At 61.8% G+C, this 18,827-nt stretch carries 15 protein-coding genes and 1 pseudogene; 8 read left to right on the forward strand and 8 right to left on the reverse strand.

Annotation, left to right across the window (positions count from 1 at the left end; genetic code table 11):
* Window positions 1–1,178: pseudogene (locus ITX55_RS01835) on the forward strand (4-hydroxybenzoate 3-monooxygenase).
* A 64-nt stretch (window positions 1,179–1,242) separates the two neighbouring features.
* Here the strand turns inward: ITX55_RS01835 and ITX55_RS01840 are convergent.
* From ITX55_RS01840 to tet(41), 4 genes are all read right to left on the reverse strand, one after another.
* Complete coding sequence (locus ITX55_RS01840) at window positions 1,243–2,679, reverse strand: 6-phospho-beta-glucosidase (RefSeq protein ID WP_304622128.1); 1,437 nt, start codon at window positions 2,677–2,679, stop codon at window positions 1,243–1,245.
* Window positions 2,680–2,807: 128 nt separating this feature from the next.
* Entirely contained in the window at window positions 2,808–3,542 is a 735-nt protein-coding gene (locus ITX55_RS01845; RefSeq protein WP_033643147.1) for a MurR/RpiR family transcriptional regulator, read from the reverse strand.
* A 258-nt stretch (window positions 3,543–3,800) separates the two neighbouring features.
* On the reverse strand, window positions 3,801–4,757 hold the full coding sequence (locus ITX55_RS01850) for a sulfonate ABC transporter substrate-binding protein (protein WP_164057832.1): 957 nt from the start codon (window positions 4,755–4,757) through the stop codon (window positions 3,801–3,803).
* A 198-nt stretch (window positions 4,758–4,955) separates the two neighbouring features.
* The gene (gene tet(41) / locus ITX55_RS01855; protein WP_071883552.1) at window positions 4,956–6,134 is read right to left on the reverse strand and encodes a tetracycline efflux MFS transporter Tet(41); all 1,179 of its coding nucleotides are present in this window, start codon (window positions 6,132–6,134) and stop codon (window positions 4,956–4,958) included.
* Window positions 6,135–6,198: 64 nt separating this feature from the next.
* On the opposite strand from tet(41), the gene tetR reads away from it, so the two are divergent.
* The 5 genes from tetR to ITX55_RS01880 all read left to right on the forward strand — a co-directional run bounded on the left by tetR (window position 6,199) and on the right by ITX55_RS01880 (window position 11,746).
* Window positions 6,199–6,840: a tetracycline resistance transcriptional repressor TetR gene (gene tetR, locus ITX55_RS01860; protein ID WP_197755936.1), complete on the forward strand. Its 642-nt coding sequence runs from the start codon at window positions 6,199–6,201 to the stop codon at window positions 6,838–6,840.
* Window positions 6,841–7,015: 175 nt separating this feature from the next.
* On the forward strand, window positions 7,016–7,489 hold the full coding sequence (locus ITX55_RS01865; RefSeq protein ID WP_033643143.1) for a (2Fe-2S)-binding protein: 474 nt from the start codon (window positions 7,016–7,018) through the stop codon (window positions 7,487–7,489).
* The gene (locus ITX55_RS01870) at window positions 7,486–9,744 is read left to right on the forward strand and encodes a molybdopterin cofactor-binding domain-containing protein (protein ID WP_223084735.1); all 2,259 of its coding nucleotides are present in this window, start codon (window positions 7,486–7,488) and stop codon (window positions 9,742–9,744) included. Before ITX55_RS01865 ends, ITX55_RS01870 begins: the two co-directional genes overlap by 4 nt.
* Window positions 9,745–9,772: 28 nt before the next feature.
* The gene (locus tag ITX55_RS01875; RefSeq protein ID WP_223084737.1) at window positions 9,773–11,071 is read left to right on the forward strand and encodes a cytochrome c; all 1,299 of its coding nucleotides are present in this window, start codon (window positions 9,773–9,775) and stop codon (window positions 11,069–11,071) included.
* A 69-nt stretch (window positions 11,072–11,140) separates the two neighbouring features.
* Window positions 11,141–11,746: a nitroreductase family protein gene (locus ITX55_RS01880; protein WP_033643140.1), complete on the forward strand. Its 606-nt coding sequence runs from the start codon at window positions 11,141–11,143 to the stop codon at window positions 11,744–11,746.
* 209 nt (window positions 11,747–11,955) lie between these two features.
* Here the strand turns inward: ITX55_RS01880 and ITX55_RS01885 are convergent, their stop codons facing one another.
* Window positions 11,956–12,852 (reverse strand): DMT family transporter, encoded by an 897-nt coding sequence (locus ITX55_RS01885; RefSeq protein ID WP_223084738.1) that lies wholly within the window; start codon window positions 12,850–12,852, stop codon window positions 11,956–11,958.
* A 129-nt stretch (window positions 12,853–12,981) separates the two neighbouring features.
* On the opposite strand from ITX55_RS01885, the gene ITX55_RS01890 reads away from it, so the two are divergent.
* Both ITX55_RS01890 and ITX55_RS01895 read left to right on the forward strand, forming a co-directional pair.
* The gene (locus ITX55_RS01890; RefSeq protein WP_223084740.1) at window positions 12,982–13,551 is read left to right on the forward strand and encodes a helix-turn-helix domain-containing protein; all 570 of its coding nucleotides are present in this window, start codon (window positions 12,982–12,984) and stop codon (window positions 13,549–13,551) included.
* A gap of 123 nt (window positions 13,552–13,674) precedes the next feature.
* Window positions 13,675–15,600 carry a DUF3857 domain-containing protein gene (locus ITX55_RS01895; protein ID WP_223084741.1) on the forward strand — a complete coding sequence of 642 codons (1,926 nt, stop codon included), beginning with the start codon at window positions 13,675–13,677 and terminating at the stop codon, window positions 15,598–15,600.
* A gap of 38 nt (window positions 15,601–15,638) precedes the next feature.
* On the opposite strand, the gene ITX55_RS01900 is transcribed toward ITX55_RS01895, so the two are convergent.
* The 3 genes from ITX55_RS01900 to ITX55_RS01910 form a co-directional block, all read right to left on the reverse strand.
* Window positions 15,639–15,995, reverse strand: a complete 357-nt coding sequence (locus ITX55_RS01900; protein ID WP_147880490.1) for a DUF1937 family protein — start codon at window positions 15,993–15,995, stop codon at window positions 15,639–15,641.
* Between the two features lie 99 nt (window positions 15,996–16,094).
* Window positions 16,095–17,327 carry an ethanolamine utilization protein EutH gene (gene eutH, locus ITX55_RS01905; protein ID WP_223084744.1) on the reverse strand — a complete coding sequence of 411 codons (1,233 nt, stop codon included), beginning with the start codon at window positions 17,325–17,327 and terminating at the stop codon, window positions 16,095–16,097.
* Window positions 17,320–18,780 (reverse strand): glycerol kinase, encoded by a 1,461-nt coding sequence (locus ITX55_RS01910; protein ID WP_042784544.1) that lies wholly within the window; start codon window positions 18,778–18,780, stop codon window positions 17,320–17,322. The genes eutH and ITX55_RS01910 overlap by 8 nt, the downstream gene beginning before the upstream one ends.
* Window positions 18,781–18,827 lie beyond the last annotated feature (47 nt).

An 18,827-nucleotide genomic window follows, 5' to 3' on the forward strand; every position in this document is an offset into this window, starting at 1 on the left:
ATGCGCACACAGGTTGTGATCATCGGCGCGGTCCGGCCGGTTTGATGTTGTCCCATCTGCTGCACCTGCAAGGTGTGGAATCGGTGGTGTTGGAAACGCGCAGCCGGGAGGCGGTGGAATCGACCATTCGCGCCGGGGTGCTCGAACAGGGGACCGTCGATCTGCTCGAGCAGACCGGATTGGGGGAGCGGATGCGGCGGGAAGGGGCGCGGCATCAGGGGATCCGCTTGGCGTTCGGCGGCCGGCAGCACCGCATCGATCTGGCCGGATTGACCGAGCGCGCCGTCACCGTTTATGCCCAGCATGAAGTCTTGAAAGACCTGATCGCCGCGCGTCTGGCGGCGCAGGGCCATCTGTTTTTCGAGGTGGAGCAGGTTGAATTGAAGGCGCTGGACAGCGCGCAGCCCGAGGTTCACTACCGTCATGGCGACCAGCCGCGCCGGCTGCGCTGCGACTTTGTCATCGGATGCGACGGATTCCACGGCATCAGCCGCGCGGCGATGCCCGGCGGGCTGCGGCAGGATTACACCCGCACCTATCCGTTCGGCTGGTTCGGCATTCTGGTCGAAGCGCCGCCGTCCAGCGAAGAGCTGATCTACGCCTGCCATCCGCGCGGTTTTGCGTTGATCAGCACCCGTTCGCCCGGCGTGCAGCGCATGTATTTTCAGTGCGATCCTGCGGAACAGGTCGATCAATGGTCGGACGATCGTATCTGGCGCGAGTTGGAGCAGCGGCTGGAAAACCATGAAGGCTGGACGCTGAAAAAGGGCCGCATATTTCAGAAAAACGTGGTGGGCATGCGCAGCTTCGTTACCGAACCGATGCGCTACCGGCGCCTGCTGTTGGCGGGCGACGCGGCGCATATCGTGCCGCCGACCGGCGCCAAAGGGTTGAATCTGGCCATGGCCGATGTTTGCCTGTTGTCCCAGGCGCTGGAGACGTTTTACCGGCGAGGCGACTGGCAACGGCTGGACGATTACAGCGACACCGCCTTGCAGCGGGTCTGGCGCGCCGAGCATTTTTCCTGGTGGATGACCCACATGCTGCACACCCGGCGGGAAGACACGCCTTTCGAACACCGGCTGCAACTCTCAGAGCTGCAGTACACGGTGAAATCGCGCAGCGCCATGACGATGCTGGCGGAAAATTATGTCGGGGCGCCATTCCCGGCGATATAAGCGAAAACGCCCATGCCGTTCGGCATGGGCGAGAAGGGGCGTCACCGCCCCTGAGCTGCGGCGGTTACAGCTGTTCGCCGTTGCTGGCGATCACCCGACGATACCAGTCGAAGCTTTTCTTGCGCGACCGTTCCAGCGTGCCGGTGCCGTCGTCGTGTTTATCGACGTAGATGAAGCCGTAACGCTTGCTGTACTCGCCGGTAGTGAACGACACGCAGTCGATGCAGCCCCACGGCGTATAGCCGATCAGGTCTACGCCGTCTTCAATCACCGCTTTTTTCATCTCTTCGATATGGGCGCGCAGATACTCGATGCGATAGTCATCGTTGATCTGGCCATCCGCTTCCACCTTGTCGAAGGCGCCGAAGCCGTTTTCCACGATAAACAGCGGCTTCTGGTAACGTTCATACAGCACGTTCAGCGAATAGCGCAGCCCGACCGGATCGATCTGCCAGCCCCAGTCGGAGGCTTTGACGTGCGGGTTCGGCACGTTGCCCGGGAAGCCGAACATGCCGTCGCTGCCGTCCACCGCGTTGGCCTGCAGCGCATTGCTCATGTAATAGCTGAAGCCGATGTAATCGGTGCAGCCCTCGCGCAGGATCTGCGCGTCCTGCGGCTGCATCTCGATCTTCAGCCCTTTGCGTTCCCAGTCACGCAGCAGGTAGCTGGGGTAGTAGCCGCGCATTTGCACGTCGGTATACAGATAGCGCTGGTGCATCGCTTCCACGGCGTACATCACGTCGTCCGGCTTGCAGGAATAAGGATAGAACGGCACGCAGGCCAGCATGCAGCCGATCTTGAATTCCGGGTTGATCTGATGGCCGAGTTTGACCACCTGCGCGCTGGCGACGAACTGGTGGTGCAACACCTGGTACAGCGTCTGCTCGGGGTTGTCTTCCTGGGTGTAGTCCACGCCGGAACAGCAGTAGCCGAACAGCGGGTAGCGGTAGTTGCTCTGGTTGTTGATTTCGTTGAAGGTCATCCAGTACTTCACTTTTTCGCGGTAGCGACGCATCACCACTTCGCTAAAGCGCACGAAGAACTCCACCACCCGGCGATTTTTCCAGCCGCCGTAGGCTTTTACCAAATGGTAAGGCATTTCGAAGTGGGACAGGGTGATCACCGGCTGGATGCCGTATTTCAGCAATTCGTCGAACAGGTCGTCGTAAAACTGCAGGCCGGCTTCGTTCGGCGTTGCTTCGTCGCCGTTCGGGAAAATGCGCGTCCAGGCGATCGAGGTACGAAAACACTTGAAGCCCATCTCGGCGAACAGCGCCACGTCCTGCTTGTAGCGGCCGTAGAAGTCCACCGCTTCGTGGTTGGGATAGCGATAGCCGTCGAGCACGCCGTCGGTCATCACGCGATCCACGCCGTGCGAACCGCCGGACAGCACGTCGGCGATGCTTGGCCCTTTGCCGCCCTGATCCCAACCGCCTTCAACCTGGTGCGCGGCGACCGCGCCTCCCCACAGAAAATCTTTCGGCAACTGTTTCATCGTCAATGTCTCATCTTATTTAATGAAGGGTAATAACGTTCGCGTTGCCAATAGAGTAACAAGACCGAAAGAAATGTCACGATATAACAAATCGCCGTAAAACGTGATTTGTCACAATAAAAAAACAGCCTGTTTTATTTTATCGCGTTCATTCTTCCCAGGCGCTTGCCGATGGTTTCAATAATATAAAGCACGGGGATTTGCGTAGTAATATTATGATGATCGCCGATCAAGTGTTGCGGGACGTGATAAGACAGATTGAAGTCAGCCAGCCGCGCCAGCGAAGAGGTTTCGTTGTTGGTGATGCTGATGATTTTACAGTGGTGCAGGCTGAACTGGCTGGCCAGCCGCAGGATTTCTTCGGTTTCGCCGGAAACCGACAGCATGATCGCCACTGCGCTTTTATACATATCGCTGTTGACGGGATAATAAGGATCGTCGATATGGGTGCTGAATTTTCCGACGTTGGAAAAGAAACGCGCGCCATATTTCCCCAGGGCGCCGGAGGTGCTGATGCCGACGAAAATAATTCGCTCGGCGGCGGCGATATGCCGCACCGCTTCATCGAGCAGCTGATTAAATTCATCGTTGCTGACGCTTTTAAAAAAACTGAGAATTTCGCCGATGCCGGAATCGACCGGCGGCGCATCGGTTTGCTCCAGGTACAGTTTGAAACGGATGCGAAATTCCGAATAGCCGTCACACCCCATTTTTTTGCAAAATCGCAGCACGGTGGTGGTGGACACGCCGGCGGCCTCGGCCAGTTCGCGGATGGTCATGTACATCACTTGATTCTTGTGTTTGCTGACGTAGTTATAAACCATCAGCTCCAGGGCGTTGAGCGCGGCGATTGCTTTGTGGGTAAACATGAGTCGATCCGGCGGCTGAAAACGGGAAGCGTATCTGCGGGTTAACATAGCAAAATTCCCCGCTGCTGGCACTGCCGAACAAAAAAGAAAAGCCGCACCAGTCAGGGGCGGCCCAGGGTTCACGACGAACAAATAAAGCAAAACGTTCCGGAAGACATGCCATGAAAACGCGTTTCATCACACAGGGTTAGCATAGGTCAGCTTACTCCGGCGGCAAAATGCCGGTTTCTGCTTTCTAAAGCCAAAGCGCGGCAAAGGCTACGGCGCCTCGGGCTTATCTTCGGACCAGCGGGCGGCGTTGACGTCCACCTTACCCGGCAGCAGTCCGATGGCGGTGAATTTATCCGCCAACTGCTGCTGCTGTCTGAACACCTCCGGCGACATGCGCTGGCTGCCGAACGGCATGCGGGCGATGGCTCTGGCCCAAATCGCCTGATCCAGGCCGGTGCTCTGAGCGAGGATCGCCGCCGCTTCCTGCGGATGGCCGTTGGCCCAGTCGCTCAGCGCGCCGAGCTGTTGAATCACCTGCTTGGCGCCGTCCGGGTAGGTTTCGGCAAAGCGGCGGCTGGCGAGATAGAAGGTGTAGTGCGGCACCAGGCCTTCCGCGTCTTTCAGCCGGCGGGCGTTGGCATGGGTTTCCACCTCGGCGTAGTAGGGATCCCAAATCACCCAGGCGTCGACGCTGCCGCGCTGGAAGGCGGCGCGGGCATCGCTCGGCGGCAGATAGACCGGCGTGATGTCCTTGTAGCTCAAGCCGGCCTGTTCCAGCGCGCTCACCAGCAGGTAATTGACGTCCGACCCTTTGTTCAACGCCACGCGTTTGCCTTTCAGATCGGCCACGGAGCGGATCGCCGAATCCTGCGGCACCACGATGGCTTCGGTTTTCGGGCTGGGCGGCGAATGCGCCAAATAAACCAGATCGGCCTTGGCGGCTTGCGCGAAGGCCGGCGGGGCGTCGCCGGTCGCCGCCAGATCGATGCTGCCGACGTTCAACCCTTCCAACATCTGCGGGCCGGCGGGGAATTCTATCCAGCGAACCTTGACGCCCTGCGGCTCCAGGGTTTTCTCCAGCGTGCCGCGGTATTTCAGCAGCGCAAAAATGTTGGCTTTCTGGTAACCGATGGTGATTTGTTGCGGTTTCTCCTGCGCGCCGGCCGGCAGGCTAAACAGGCCGAGCAGCAGGGCGGCGATCAGCGGCGTTGTGAGTTTTCTCATCCTGATTTTCCGATAGGCGAAGTGAACGGTAGCGATGACGCGCTGGGCGTAACGCCATGAAACGGCATTTAAATTTTCCTGCGGCGGGATAAGGGCGATGATAATGAGCGGCGCAGTGGCGTGTAAAGCGCCCGCTTATGCTGAATAATGCCTTGCTTAGCCATAAATCAGCTTAAGCGGGAGAGGGTGAGCTCGACGTTATGCCGCGTCACGCTCGCGCGAACGCGCCAGCAACAGCGGAACCAACAGATAGAGGGCGGCGGCCAACGCCCAGACCAGGCCCGGCCAGACATCGCGCGTGGCGGCGTACAGCGCCGTCGCCACCAGCGGCCCCGCGACGCCGATCAGGCTGCCCATGCTGGCCAGCGTCCCTTGCAGCTCGCCCTGATGATCGTCGTCCACCTTTTGCGCCATTAACGCCTGCAGCGCGGGCAGCGCCATACCGCCCGCCGCGAAGAACGGCAGCAAGGCGAAAGGTGCCCAGCCACGCGTGGCGATCGACAGCAGCGCCAGGCCCATTGCGTCGGCGGCCAGGCCGATCAGCAGCGCCTTGCGTTCGCCGAGCCGCGCGACCAGCGGGCCGATGGCGAAGGCCTGCGACAGCGCATGGCAGGCGCCGTAACCGGCCAGCGACAGGCCCGCCACCATCATGCTCCAGCCGAAACGATCCTGACCGTATAAAATCCACAATGTGGCCGGCGCCTGCGAAACCAGCGCCATGATCAGGTAAATGCCGGCCAGCGGCAGCAGGCCAGGCTTGCCGTGCAGCCGTCGCAATGACGAAAAGGGATTGAGGCGGATTTTCTCGGCGGCGCGGGCGCGAGGTTTACGCGATTCCGGCAGCAGGAAAAACGCCATCGCCAGGTTGACGGCGTTCATCGCCGCCGCCGCCAGGAAGGGCGCATGCAGATGCCACTCGCCCAGCGAACCGCCGAGCAGCGGGCCGACGATAAAACCGACGCCGAATACCGCGCCCACCAGGCCGAAACGCCGCGCGCGTTGACCGGCCGGCGTAATGTCGGTGACGTAAGCGGTGGCGACCGCCATGTTGGCGCCGGTGATGCCCGCCAGCAACCGGCCCAGATAGAGCCAGGCCAGCGTCGGCGCGAACGCCATCAGCAAATAGTCGGCCGCCGCGCCGGCGAGCGAGATGAGCAGCACCGGCCGCCGGCCGAAACGATCGCTCAGCGCGCCGAGGATCGGCGAGAACAGAAATTGCATTAACGCATAGGCCGCCAGCAGGGCGCCGTAGTGCAGGCTGCCGGCGTCAAGACCGCCCAGCGAACGCAACAACGCCGGCAGAATCGGCATGATCAGACCGATGCCCACCGCATCCAGCAACACCGTCAACAAAATAACCAGCATGGGTTTTTTCAAAATTGTGACTCTAACAGTGATAGAGTATTGAGTATTCCACAGTTACCCTATCAGTGATAGAGAGATGAGCGAAAAAAATACTGCGACACGTTTAACGCGAGAAACCGTCCTGCGCGGGGCGCTGGCGTTGCTGAACGACATCGGCATCGATGCCCTGAGCACCCGCCGCCTGGCGCAACATTTGGGCGTGCAATCTCCCACGCTCTATTGGCATTTCAAGAACAAGGCCGAGCTGCTGAAGGCGATGGCGGAAACCATCATGCTGGATCACCGTGAAGAGGTGCCCGCCGACATGCCCTGGCAGGATTGGGTTGTCACCAATGCCGGCAACTTCCGTCGGGCGCTGTTGGCTTACCGCGACGGCGCGCGTCTGCATGCCGGCACCCGGCCGCAGGAGCCGCAATTCTCCGTCATTGAGGCCAAGGTGGCGCTGCTGTGCCGGGCGGGGTTGACGCCGGAGCGCGCGGTAAACCTGCTGTTCGCCGTCGGGCGCTTCGTGGTGGGCTGGGTGCTGGAAGAGCAACAAATGCAGCCTGACGATCCGCTCAATGACGCCGACCGCCGCCGTTATCCGCTGCTGTGCCAAGGCTGGGAAACATTGCAGGAGAAGGACGCGGATGCGCTGTTCGAAGCCGGGGTGCGGCTGTTGGTCGACGGCGCTGTGGCCGGACTGGCGATCGACAATAATCACGGGCGGCAATCATAAAAGCGCGCTTATCTATCGGAAATTTATAGAAAATACCCACTTTTCGTTAAAGCCATGGCGGCTACATTCCCTTAACATCGTCAAGTCTTTTGATGATAATTATTAGCACGCTGCACAATTATTCACCGCAGTGATGTTACGGATTAAATCCGTTTATTTAAGGGATAGTTTCACCATGGAAATCAACGTTAATGGCCGGGTGGTTCCACTCGGCAATCTCGCGCCCGACACGCCGCTGCTGTACGTTTTACGCAACGATCTGCACTTGAATGGCCCCAAATATGGCTGCGGCCTGGGGGAGTGCGGCGCCTGCACGGTGCTGATCGACGGCGTCGCCGCGCGTTCTTGCTCAATGCCGCTGGCCGCCGTAGGAAGCAAGTCCGTCACCACGCTGGAAGGCCTGGGCACGCCGGAGGCGCTGCATCCGGTTCAACAGGGGTTTATCGATGAGCAGGCGGCGCAGTGCGGTTACTGCGCCAACGGCATGATCATGACGCTGGTCGCGTTGTTCGAACGCGAGCCGGATGCAGATGAACAGACAATCAAGAAAGAGCTGGCCTACAACCTGTGCCGCTGCGGCACCCACCTTGAGATCTTGCGCGCCGCCGAGCGCGCCCGCGATCTGCTGGCTGCGCGGAGGCAAGCATGAGCCGCCTCGAACTGACCCGCCGACAGTTGTTGCAGGCCGGCGGTGTGGTGATGGTCAGCAGTCTGCTGCCCGCGCCGTTTAACGCCTTCGCCGCCGAGGCGGTTGTAGCGCCTGCCGATCTGCCGCTGGACAGGGTAGACAGCTTTATCAGCCTCACCGCCGACGGCCGGGTGACGGCCTTCAATGGCCACGTCGATCTCGGCACCGGCATTCGCACCGCGCTGGCGCAGATCGTCGCCGACGAAATTTGCGTGCCGTTTGAGCATGTCACGATGATCCTTGGCGATACGCAACGCACGCCGGATCAGGGGCCGACCATCGCCAGCGCCACCATCCAGGTCACGTCGGTGCCGCTGCGGCAGGCGGCGGCGCAGGTGCGTCATATGCTGACGGCACTGGCGGCCAAAGCCTTCGAACTGCCGGCCGACCAGCTGACGGTGGCGGCGGGACAGGTGTTTGTGACCAAGCATCCGGGGCGTTCCTTGAGCTATGCGCAGCTGGCGAGCGGGCAGAATCTGCACGTGGCGCTGGATAAAAACGTGCCGCTGAACGGTGAACAGCAGGGCCACTATGTCGGCCGCGCCGTCGCCCGGGTCGATATTCCGGCCAAGGTCAGCGGGGGGCTGACCTACGTGCACGACCTGCGCTTGCCCGGCATGCTGCATGGCCGGGTGGTGCGCCCGCCTTACGCAGGCGCCGACAGCAGCGCGCCGCTGGGCGGCGGCCTGTTGTCGGTGGATGAAAGTTCGATCGCGCACCTGCCGGGCATCGTGAAACTGGTGGTGATCAACGATTTCATCGGCATTGTGGCCGAGCGCGAAGAGCAGGCGATCGCCGCCATGCGCCGGCTGAAAACCGAATGGAAACCCTGGGCCGGCCTGCCGGACCTGTCGCCGGAGGCGCTGCCCGCCGCGCTGGAAGCCAACCCGAAAACCGACCGCGTGCTGCGCGATGATGCGGGCACGGACGAGGCGTTGGCATTGCTGCATAACGAAGTGCAGGCGGACTATGTCTGGCCTTACCATCAGCACGCCTCAATCGGCCCCTCCTGCGCGGTAGCGGAGGTCAAAGACGGGCGGGCGCAGGTGTGGTCCGGCACGCAAAACCCGCACGATCTGCGCAAAGATATCGCCAGGCTGCTCGAGTTGCCGTCTGAGCAGGTGCACATCACCCGCATGGAAGCCTCCGGCTGCTATGGCCGCAACTGCGCCGACGACGTCTCGGCGGACGCGGCACTGTTGGCGCGGGCCACCGGCCGCCCGGTGCGGGTGCAGCTGATGCGTGAACAGGAATCCGGCTGGGAGCCTAAGGGCACCGGCCAACTGATCCGGGTGCGCGGCGGCCTCGACGCGCAAAATCGGGTGGCGGCTTACGAGTTGAAAACCAGCTATCCCTCCAACAATGCGGTGACCTTGCCGCTGGTGTTGACCGGCAAGGTGGCCAACCGGGCCGACGTGCAACAGATGGGCGATCGCACCGCCATTCCGCAATACGCGTATCCGCACATGCGGGTGATCTGTCAGGACGCCGCGCCGATCGTGCGGGCGTCGTGGATGCGCGGCGTTTCGGCGCTGCCCAACGTGTTCGCCCATGAATCCTGGATCGACGAGCTGGCCTGGCGCGCCGGCGAGGATCCGATCGCGTTTCGCCTGCGTTACCTGAACGATCCGCGCGCGGTGGCCTTGATTGAGGCCCTGAAGCGCCAGGCTAACTGGCAAGACGGCCCGGCGCACCGCTCGCGCGCCGCCGGGGCCGAAGTGGTGAGTGGCCGCGGCTTCGCCTATGCGCGCTATTTCCACAGCAAATTCCCCGGCTTCGGCGCCGCCTGGGCGGCCTGGGTGTGCGATCTCAGCGTCAATCGCCTTTCCGGGCAGATCACGCTCAATAAAGTCTTCGTGGCGCATGATTGCGGCCGGATGATCAATCCGGCCGGGGTGCGCCATCAGGTGCACGGCAACATTATCCAATCCGCCAGCCGGGTGCTGAAAGAGTTTGTGACCTTCAACGCGTCGGGCGTGACGTCATTGGACTGGGGCGGCTATCCGATCCTGCGCTTTGACGAATTGCCGCAGATCGATATCCAACTGATCGACCGCCCGGACGAAGCGCCGATGGGCGCAGGAGAGTCCGCCTCGGTGCCGAGTGCGGCGGCGATCGGCAACGCGCTGTTTGACGCCCTCGGCGTGCGCCTGCGCGAGGTGCCGTTCACACCGGCGCGGGTGCTCACCGCGCTGCGCGCTCAGGCCGGCCATTAACCCCCCGTAACGAACAAGGACAGCAAAGATGAGTAAGATGAAAAAAATCGTCGGGTGGGGCGGCGTCACGGTGATCGCCGTTGCGGTCGCCGGCGTGGTCGCCAGTTGGCAGCCGGAGATTGCGCCGCTCGCCGCCGATGCGACCCACAGTTTCAGCGAGACGCAGATCGCGCGCGGCAAAACGTTGGCCGATCTCGGCGACTGCGCCGTGTGCCACACCCGTGCGGGCGGCGAGCGCAACACCGGCGGGTTGGCGATGGAGATCCCCTTCGGCACCATTTACACCACCAACATCACGCCGGACGTGGAAACCGGCATCGGCAGCTGGAGCTACGCGGCGTTCGAACGCGCCATGCGCCACGGCGTCGATCGCCAGGGCCGCTATCTCTATCCGGCGTTTCCCTATACCGCCTTTACCCGCACCCGCGACGACGATCTGCAGGCGCTGTATGCCTATCTGATGTCGCAGCCGCCGGTCAAGTACCGGCCGCCGACCACCGCTCTGCACTTTCCGTTCAACATTCGCCAGGGCATCTTTGCCTGGAACCTGCTGTTCCTGACGCCGGGCGCGATGCCGGAACAGGCGACCCAAAGCGCCGACTGGAACCGCGGCGCGTACCTGGTCGAAGGGCTGGGGCACTGCAGCGCCTGCCACTCGCCGCGCAACGTGTTGTTCGGCGAGAAAACCGGCGGCGAGCACCTGGCCGGCGGCGTGGCGGAGGGATGGACGGCGCCGGCGTTGACCGGCCGCTCGCCCGCGCCGCTCGCGTGGACGCAGCAGGATCTGGTCGATTTCATGCGCACCGGCTACTCGGCCAACCACGGCGTCGCCGCCGGCCCGATGGCGCCGGTGATCGAAGAAGGGCTGTCGCGCTTGCCGCAGGCCGATCTGCAGGCGATCGCCGTCTATCTGCGCAGCTATCATCCTGAAACGGCGGCGGGCGCTACGGCGACAACGTTAAACGCTCAGGCGGAGCGCCAGGTGGAGCCTCTGAGTTCGGCAGGGGCGCGGCTGTTTTCCGGCGCCTGCATGGCTTGCCATGCGCAGGAAAAAGGCGCGCAGATGGCGGGGGTGCGGCCGTCTCTGGCGCTGAACACCAACCTGTTCGCCGACGCGCCGGACAACGCCATTCGCGTGGTGCTGGACGGCATACAGCGGCCGGCGAACGCCGAGCTGGGCTATATGCCGGGCTTTCGCCATAACCTGAATGACGCGCAGATCGCCATCCTGCTCAACTACCTGCGGCAGCATTACGCCGGTCAGGCGCCGTGGCCGGACTTGGCGGCGCAGGTCAGCCGTTTGCGCGCCGAAACCGCGCAGAAATAGCCGCCTGGGGCTGGACAGCCGCGCCGCGTTGACGACAATAGACCTTTTCACATGGACAGAGGCAGTAAAATGAATACGTTAGACGCGATCCGCCAACGCCGCGCCACCAAGCAGTTCGATACGCAGCACGTGATGACGCTCGAAGAGAAAAAAGCGCTGTTGAACATTGCGCTGCAGGGCGCTCCCAGCGCGTTTAACCTGCAGCACTGGCGCCCGCTGCTGATCGAAGATCGCGCGCAGCGCGAGAAAATTCGCGAGGCGGCGTGGGGGCAGGCGCAGGTGACCGACGCGTCGATGCTGGTCGTGCTGTGCGGCGATCTGTCGAGTTGGGAATCGAAGGTAAAAACCGTTTGGGCCGACGCGGCGGAGCCGGTGCAGCAGTTCATGATCCCGGCCGTCGATCAGTATTATCGCGGTAAACCGCAGGTGCAGCGCGACGAAGTGATGCGCAGCAGCGGCATCTTCGCCCAGACGTTGATGCTGGCGGCCAAGGCGCAGGGCTACGACTCTTGCCCGATGGACGGTTTTGATTTCGACGCGGTGGGAGAGATTATCAATAAGCCGGCGCATTATCAGATCGCGCTGATGGTCGCTATCGGCAAGGCGGCGGGGCAACCTTACCCGCGCATCGGCAAGCTGCCGTTCGACGAGGTGGTGAAAACCGATCGCTTCTGAGCTGAACGGTGAATGACAAAAGGGAAGGCTTGCGCCTTCCCTTATTTTTTTATGACGCACAGTTCGTTCCAGTAACTGAAACGGATGCGCCGTTGCAGGCGGTGATGCCACATAGAACACTCCTTCTACCCTACACGGTTTAAATAAATAACACCGCGCCGGACACAAGGCGAATGCCTTATTGTGCATAGCTTGCCCGTCGGACGGGATTAACCGATTTTACCGGCCCGGTGCGCGGCGGGCGCCCATCGCCAGCCGAAGTTCATGCCCGCGGCCGCGCCGAGAATGGCCAGCGTGCCCAGCAGCTGCAACAGGCTGAGACGGTGCCCGAACGCCGCCCAGTCCACCACGATCGCCACTGCCGGGTAGATAAACGACAGCGCGCCAACCAGAGCGGTGGGGATTTTCTGGATAGCGCCATAGAGCAACGTGGACATCACCCCGGTATGCACCAGGCCGAGGGTCGCCAGCAGCAGCCAGTCGAACGGTTCTGCGGGAAGGTGGGCCAGACCGGCGAACGGCGCCATCGCCACCGCGCCAACGGTCAGTTGAATCAACACGATGAGCTGCGGCGGCAACGCGGCCAGCTGTTTGACGATCGCTGCCGCCAGGGCGTACATCAGGGCCGCACCGAGCGCCAGCGCCACGCCCAGCAGATAGTCGCCATCGCCGCCACCGCTCTGCCGGCCGGTGACGATCAACACCATCCCGGCGAACGCCAGCAGAAGCCAGCCCAGCCGATTAGCCGTCAGTTTTTCGCCGAACAGCAGCGCTCCCAGCGCCACCAACATAAACGGTTGAACATGGTAGGTCACGGTGGCGACAGCGATCGAGGCATGCGCATAGGCGGCAAACAATAGCGTCCAGTTGAGCACCAGCGCGAGGCCCCCCAGGACGGCGAAAGCCAGCTGCCGCCGGTTGATGGCGCCTGATTTCAGTTGCCCAAGCGCGGCGCAGGTGGCCAGCATCGCCAGCGCGCCGAACGCGCAGCGCCAAAACACCACCGTGGCGGGCGGCTGCCCTAACACGATCACCGGCCAACCGACGGTGCCGGAGATCGTCATGGCGAGGATCATTTGCACTGCGCCGCGCGTTTTCGTTTTCATGTCGTTTCCCTCGCGGCCTGACCGTGCTTGTGGTGAAGTCGCTTAATCATTAAAATGAACAATCGAACATTATGATGAACACGGCTGGTCCTGTTCGTCAAGCCGAACAAATGAATGGTATAATGAACAATGAGCGATAGCCTAATGCAGAACATTACGCCGATCGGCCTCTTGTCGGCGGCAATCCGCCGCGAGCGGGAGCGGTTGAACCTGTCGGTGACCGAGCTGGCGAAGCGTGCGGGCATCGCCAAATCCACGCTGTCGCAACTGGAAGCCGGCAGCGGCAATCCCAGCCTGGAAACGCTGTGGGCGCTGGCGATGGCGCTGGATGTGCCGGTCAGCCGACTGATTTCGCAACCCAGCAGGCAGGTGCAAGTGATCCGCGCTCATGAGGGGACCGCGGCGGTATCGGAGCAGGGCAACTACGCTGCCACGCTGCTGGCCACCTGCCCGCCGGGCGCGCAGCGCGACATTTACCGGCTGCGGGTGCAACCCGGAGAAGCGAAACTTTCCCGGCCGCATCCCCCCGGCACCGTCGAGCATGTGATTATCAGCAGCGGACGAGCGCGCCTCGGGCCTGCGGATCAGACTCAGGTGCTGAGCGCCGGGGATTACATCAGCTACTCCGCCGATCGCGAGCATATTTTCGAAGCGCTGGAGCCGGAGACCACCGCCGTCATGTTGATCGAGCAGGGCTAGCCCGGGCGTTGAAGGTCCGTTTATTGAAAATGATTCTCAATTATATTAGTGTGCCCGCCTGTTTTGACGCCGGGACGGGTGCGTAGCCCGGCGTCGCCGTTTATTGCCCTTCAAGGACCGAAGATGAAAATCGCTATTCCTTCCATACTGTTACTCGCCGGTTTGTCGGCGACGCACCCGGCCACCGTGTTGGCCGCTGCACCGCCCGCTGCGGCGGATCAGGGCCAGAACGACACGGCCAACAACGATTTCAGCTTCGTGCGCTATCGCGCGGATTACCGCGTTAACGCCAACGCCACTAACGTGAAGACGGAAAGCTACGAAGTGCTGCTGAAAACCAAGGCGGCGGTCGAAAAATTCAGCCAGATCCGCCTGAGCTACAGCGAGAAAATGGAAACGCTGGGGGTGGTCGCCGCCTATACGCTGACCGCCGACGGCCAGCGCCACGATGTGGCGCCCGATCGCATTTATACCCAGGAAAGCTATTCCAGCGCCACGGCGCCGCTGTATGCCGATCGCAAGGTGCGCGTCATCGTGTTCTCCAACCTGGCGCCGGGCTCGCGCGTGGTGTACGAACTGCGCCGCACGCAGAACACCCCGTATTTCCCTGACTATTTCGGCCTGTGGGAGACGTTCAGCGTTTTCGATCAGTTCGACGACGCCGAAGTGACCCTGCAGGCGCCGACCCAGCTGCCGATGCATATCTTCACGCGCGGCGTCGAGGGCGGGGACCAACCGCAAATCCGCAACGGCCAGGCGCACTGGCGCTGGCATTATTCGCGCAGCGCCCCGATGAAGGCGCAAAACTGGGCGGCGGACAGCTGGACCTTCAGCCCGACCATCATGGCCAGCACCTACCGCGAGTGGCCGCAGTTGGCCAAGGCCTACCAGCTGAAGGCCGGCGCGGCGGCGAAGGTGACGCCGGGCATTCAGGCGCTGGCGGACAATATCACCGCCGGTATCAGCGATCGGCGCGAGCAGGCGGAGGCCCTCTATCGCTGGGTGGCGCAAAACATTCGCTACGTGGCGGTGTACCTGGGCAACGGTGGGCTGGAGCCGAATTCGGCGCAGAGCATTCTCGATAACCATTACGGCGACTGTAAGGATCACGTGGTGATCCTGGAGGCGCTGCTCGCCGCCAAAGGCATTGAAAGCTCGCCGGTGCTGATCGGCATGGATGAAGGCCCGATCCTGCCTAAAGTGCCGCTGCTTGGCCGCTTCAATCACGCCATCACCTACGTGCCGGAATTCAAACTGTACCTCGATTCCACCAATCCCTGGGCGCGTTTCGGGCAACTGCCGGAGGGCGATTTGGGCGCACCGGTGCTGCTGACGCGCGACGCCAGGCTGGCGCGCACGCCGGGCAGCGATGAGCAGCCGGTCAAGAGCGCGCTGGACGTCGATTTCGTGTTCGACAAGGCGGGCAATCTGCGCGGACAGACCGAGCGCCGGCTGAGCGAAGTGGAAGAAATTGACCTGCGGGGCTACTTCTCGCAGATCAACCGACAGAATCGGGCGCAGGCCGAAGCGACGATCATGTCCGCTTCCGGCATCGACGGCAACGGCGAAGTGGCGATGAACAGCGATCCGCTGGATCTCAAAAAGCAGTTCGGCTATCGCTTCCGCTTCAAGGCGGACGACTACGTCGATTTCGGCGTGGTGGGCGGCATGACGTTGCCCAACCCGCCCGGCGGCAAATCGTTCCGCACGCTGTATACCACCACGGCGGCGCCGGGCAACGAAACGCCGTTCTACTGCACCGCGCAGCGCTACGACGAAACCTACCGCCTGCAGCTGCCGGCCAACGTGCCGATCATCGCCATTCCGAAAGATCGGCAATTCCGCAATGCGGCGGGCGACTATCGCGTCGAGTGGCGGCGCGACGGGCAGCAGGTGACCGTCAATCACCGCCTGCAGGTGAACGCCATTCGCGGCAAGGAAGCGCTGTGCCAGGCGCAGGATTACCCGGCGTTCCGCGAGCTGTTCCAGCAGGTGCGGCGCGGTTTCCGCGGCCAGGTGGTGTACGGTGAATTGGCCAACGGCAAATAAGCCGATGCCCCGCCGCGCCAAGCGGCGGGGCGCACGCCTCAGTTGAACTCGCCTGCGACCTCGGACCACAGGCTGACGCGGCAGCCGCGCGCCGCGAAAGCGTCCATCTCGCGTTTGATGCCGCCGCTCTCTTGCCAACCCGGCAAGTCGAGCACGATCAACTCATCCATCGCCGCCATGAACAGGGCGTCGATCGGCGCCCACAGCTTGCCGATGGCGGTTTTGTCTAGCTCTTGCAAACACTGGTTGATCGGATGCGACATGCTGACCTGACTAAAAACGGCGTTGCCGGCTCGCACGATAGCGGCGGCGACGTCGTTGCAGGCGATAAAGCGTTGCTGCACGACGTTGGCGTCGGTGTGGCTGTAGGGGCAGGCTAAAAATATTTTTCTCATTAGCGTTTGTTCTCTCAATAATTGTTGTCAGGGACGAAAAAAGGGCGCAGCTTCACCGTGAGGCGGCGCCCCGTTTATTTTTATGGCTTAGGGGTAAATTTAACGAGTGGCGGCGGCGATGGCCGTCGATTGCCTTTGCGTCTGTTCTTTTTCCAGCAATTCAGCCTCCGGCACCGAAATTTTTATGGCGATCAGCACGGCGATCATGCCACCGAGGAATTTGCCCATCATGATCGGCAACACCAGCGAAGGTTGGAAGTTGGCGGTAAACGCCAGGTGATCGCCCAACGTGGCCTGTGCGCAGATGCCGAAGGCCACGCACAGCACCTTATCGCGGGCGCGCATGCCTTTGAACAGGTGATAAACGGCGATGATATTGGCCAATACCATAATAAAGCCCAGCGCGCCAGTATCCGATAAACCGAGCTTTTTACCGATGAAATGCATCGGCTTGCGGCAATAGCGCTGGAATAAATAACAAATGGGGAATGTGCCCGCCAACATAATGCCGATATAACCGGCGATCTCGATAGCGCGGAATAATTCGTCTTTGTCGGCAAATAACGGATCGAATACCCAGCCGCCGAACACCTTTTTAAACACACCGGTGAAATGCTCGATGATGCACAGCGCCAACACCAGCTTGATAAAGGCATCCGCCGCCTTGCCGAAGATCAGGAATCCTTTCACCATCGCCGCCGGCCGCAGCTTCAGCCCCAACGCCAGCAGGAAGCACAGGGCGAACAGCGGGGACAGCAGCCGCAGCGCCTGCAGCAAGTCCAGCTGCAGATAGTGCGCGGCAGGTGACGTGGTGGAGATAATCTCCCTGACCGGCAGGTTATTGAAGGTGATGGTCACCAGGGCGATCAGCACGGCGAACGGAATGCTGATCAGGCCTGCCATGGCACCCAGCGCCAGATATTTATGGTCGTCGCGGTTCAGCATGATAAGCCCTACCGGGATCAGGTACACGATGCTGGCACCCGAGGTGTAGCCCACCAACATGGCGACGATCCACATGTCGCGGTTGGCGGCAATGGCGTCGGCCAGCTGATAGCCGCCCATGTCCACGGCGATCACCGCCAGCGCCGCGATCGAGGCGTCGGAGCCGAGCGCCGAGAAGAAGGGGCCGATGCTGTACATGATCAGGTAAGAGATGATCGGGATTGCGGCCATGATGCCAGCCTGGGCGAGAAACACCGGGCCGATGGCGTGAATGCCGTTGACGAATTCGCGTCCCAGCTCGCCTTCCGGTTTGACGATCGACGCCAGCGCACCGATCAGAGTGCCGGCCATGATGATATAGATGATGAAATTACCGAACTCAGCCATGGTGTTCCTCCTGCGATGAACGTAAGCCGCGCGAGCGCGCGATGATTTCCTGATAGCGGGCAAACCAGCCCGCCATATCGACCTCGGCGGGTTCCGTCACTTCATAGCGGTTGAGCACCTTGAGCGGATGTTCCACCCCCAGTCCTTTACGCGCCAACAGCGCAACGCCTTGGGCGGTGATCTCCTTATTGGCGGGAGAGACGATGCGCTTTTGGATCAGGTTGGCGAGAAACTGCGTGAAATAGCGGTTGGCGGACAGGCCGCCGTCCACCGAAATGCTGTCGCCGATCGGTTTCAGTTTATCCATGGCGTTGATCACCTCGGCGGAACGCATGGCGATGCCTTCGAGGATCGACTGCAGCAGATCCTTGCGCTCGGTCTCCAGCGACAGCCCGGCCCACATCCCGGCGGCGGAGCGGTCCCAGTACGGGCAAGCCAGTCCGGAGAGCGCGGGCACAAAGGCCAGGCCGCGCGCGATGGCCGGCTGAGAGGGGAAGTCGCCGAATTCATCGAAATCGTTGAACAGGCCGATCTTTCTCGCCCAGTTAATGGCGGAGGCGGCGTTATAAACGCCGCCGTCCAGGCCATACACCGGCTCGCTGTCGGGCAGCTTCCAGCACAGCGTGGGCAACAGGCCGGACTCGCCGGCATCGATCGGGCGCGGCCCGGTGATCGCCTGTAAAAAGGCGCCGGTACCGAAGGTGATCTTCATCTGCCCCGGTTGATGGCAGCCGTGGCCGTATGTGCCGGCAAACTGGTCGACGATGCAGGCTGTCAGCGGCACCGGTTTGCCGTTGAGCGCGACGTCGCCGAAATGACCGATGTTGTCTCTGACCTCGGGCAGGCTGTCGATCGGCACGCCGAACAAACGGCACAGCTCTTCATCCCACTGCAGGGTATGAATGTTGAACAACGAGGTGCGCGAGGCCGAGTTATAGTCGGTAAGATGCCGGCCGCACAGGTGGAACAGGAAAAAGGCGTCCATGGTGCCGAGCCGCAGGCGGCCGCGTTGCGCCAATTGCCTGGCGCCCGGGGCGTTGTTCATCAGCCAGCCCATCTTGCTGGCTGAGAAGTAGGTATCGAGCGGCAGACCGGTTTTCGCCGTCACCAGCGGCTCAACGCCTTCGCGTTTCAGCCGCTGGATCTCCGGCTCGGTGCGCTGATCTTGCCAAACGATGGCGTTGTACAGCGGCAGGCCGCTGTCGGCGTCCCAGGCCAGCAGGCTTTCGCCCTGATGGCCTAAACCGATGGCGTCCACCATGTCGCACTGGCTGAGACAGCGGCGGATATTCGCCAAAATCTCCAGGGCGTCGTGTTCCACCCAGCCCGGATTGGGGGTGATCTGCTTGTGCGGCATGCTGGCCGGTGAATGGTGCCTGCCGTCTTCGCCGAACACCACGACCCGGGTGCCGGTGGTCCCCTGATCAATCGCGGCATAACGTTGATTCATCATTGCTTCGCTCTCTTATAGGTTTTGTTTTTTTATTGTGCCTGGTGTTG

The sequence above is a fragment of the Serratia sp. EWG9 genome, from assembly GCF_019913725.1.
Classification (GTDB): Bacteria; Pseudomonadota; Gammaproteobacteria; order Enterobacterales; family Enterobacteriaceae; genus Serratia; species Serratia ureilytica.

Coding starts and splice junctions, on each gene's coding strand:
- ITX55_RS01845 (WP_033643147.1), bottom strand. CDS start 3,542: ATGTTTACCCACAAAGCAATCGCCGCGCTCAACGCCCTGGAGCTGATG.
- ITX55_RS01850 (WP_164057832.1), bottom strand. CDS start 4,757: ATGAGAAAACTCACAACGCCGCTGATCGCCGCCCTGCTGCTCGGCCTG.
- tetR (WP_197755936.1), top strand. CDS start 6,199: ATGAGCGAAAAAAATACTGCGACACGTTTAACGCGAGAAACCGTCCTG.
- ITX55_RS01865 (WP_033643143.1), top strand. CDS start 7,016: ATGGAAATCAACGTTAATGGCCGGGTGGTTCCACTCGGCAATCTCGCG.
- ITX55_RS01870 (WP_223084735.1), top strand. CDS start 7,486: ATGAGCCGCCTCGAACTGACCCGCCGACAGTTGTTGCAGGCCGGCGGT.
- ITX55_RS01875 (WP_223084737.1), top strand. CDS start 9,773: ATGAGTAAGATGAAAAAAATCGTCGGGTGGGGCGGCGTCACGGTGATC.
- ITX55_RS01880 (WP_033643140.1), top strand. CDS start 11,141: ATGAATACGTTAGACGCGATCCGCCAACGCCGCGCCACCAAGCAGTTC.
- ITX55_RS01885 (WP_223084738.1), bottom strand. CDS start 12,852: ATGAAAACGAAAACGCGCGGCGCAGTGCAAATGATCCTCGCCATGACG.
- ITX55_RS01890 (WP_223084740.1), top strand. CDS start 12,982: ATGAGCGATAGCCTAATGCAGAACATTACGCCGATCGGCCTCTTGTCG.
- ITX55_RS01895 (WP_223084741.1), top strand. CDS start 13,675: ATGAAAATCGCTATTCCTTCCATACTGTTACTCGCCGGTTTGTCGGCG.
- ITX55_RS01900 (WP_147880490.1), bottom strand. CDS start 15,995: ATGAGAAAAATATTTTTAGCCTGCCCCTACAGCCACACCGACGCCAAC.
- eutH (WP_223084744.1), bottom strand. CDS start 17,327: ATGGCTGAGTTCGGTAATTTCATCATCTATATCATCATGGCCGGCACT.
- ITX55_RS01910 (WP_042784544.1), bottom strand. CDS start 18,780: ATGATGAATCAACGTTATGCCGCGATTGATCAGGGGACCACCGGCACC.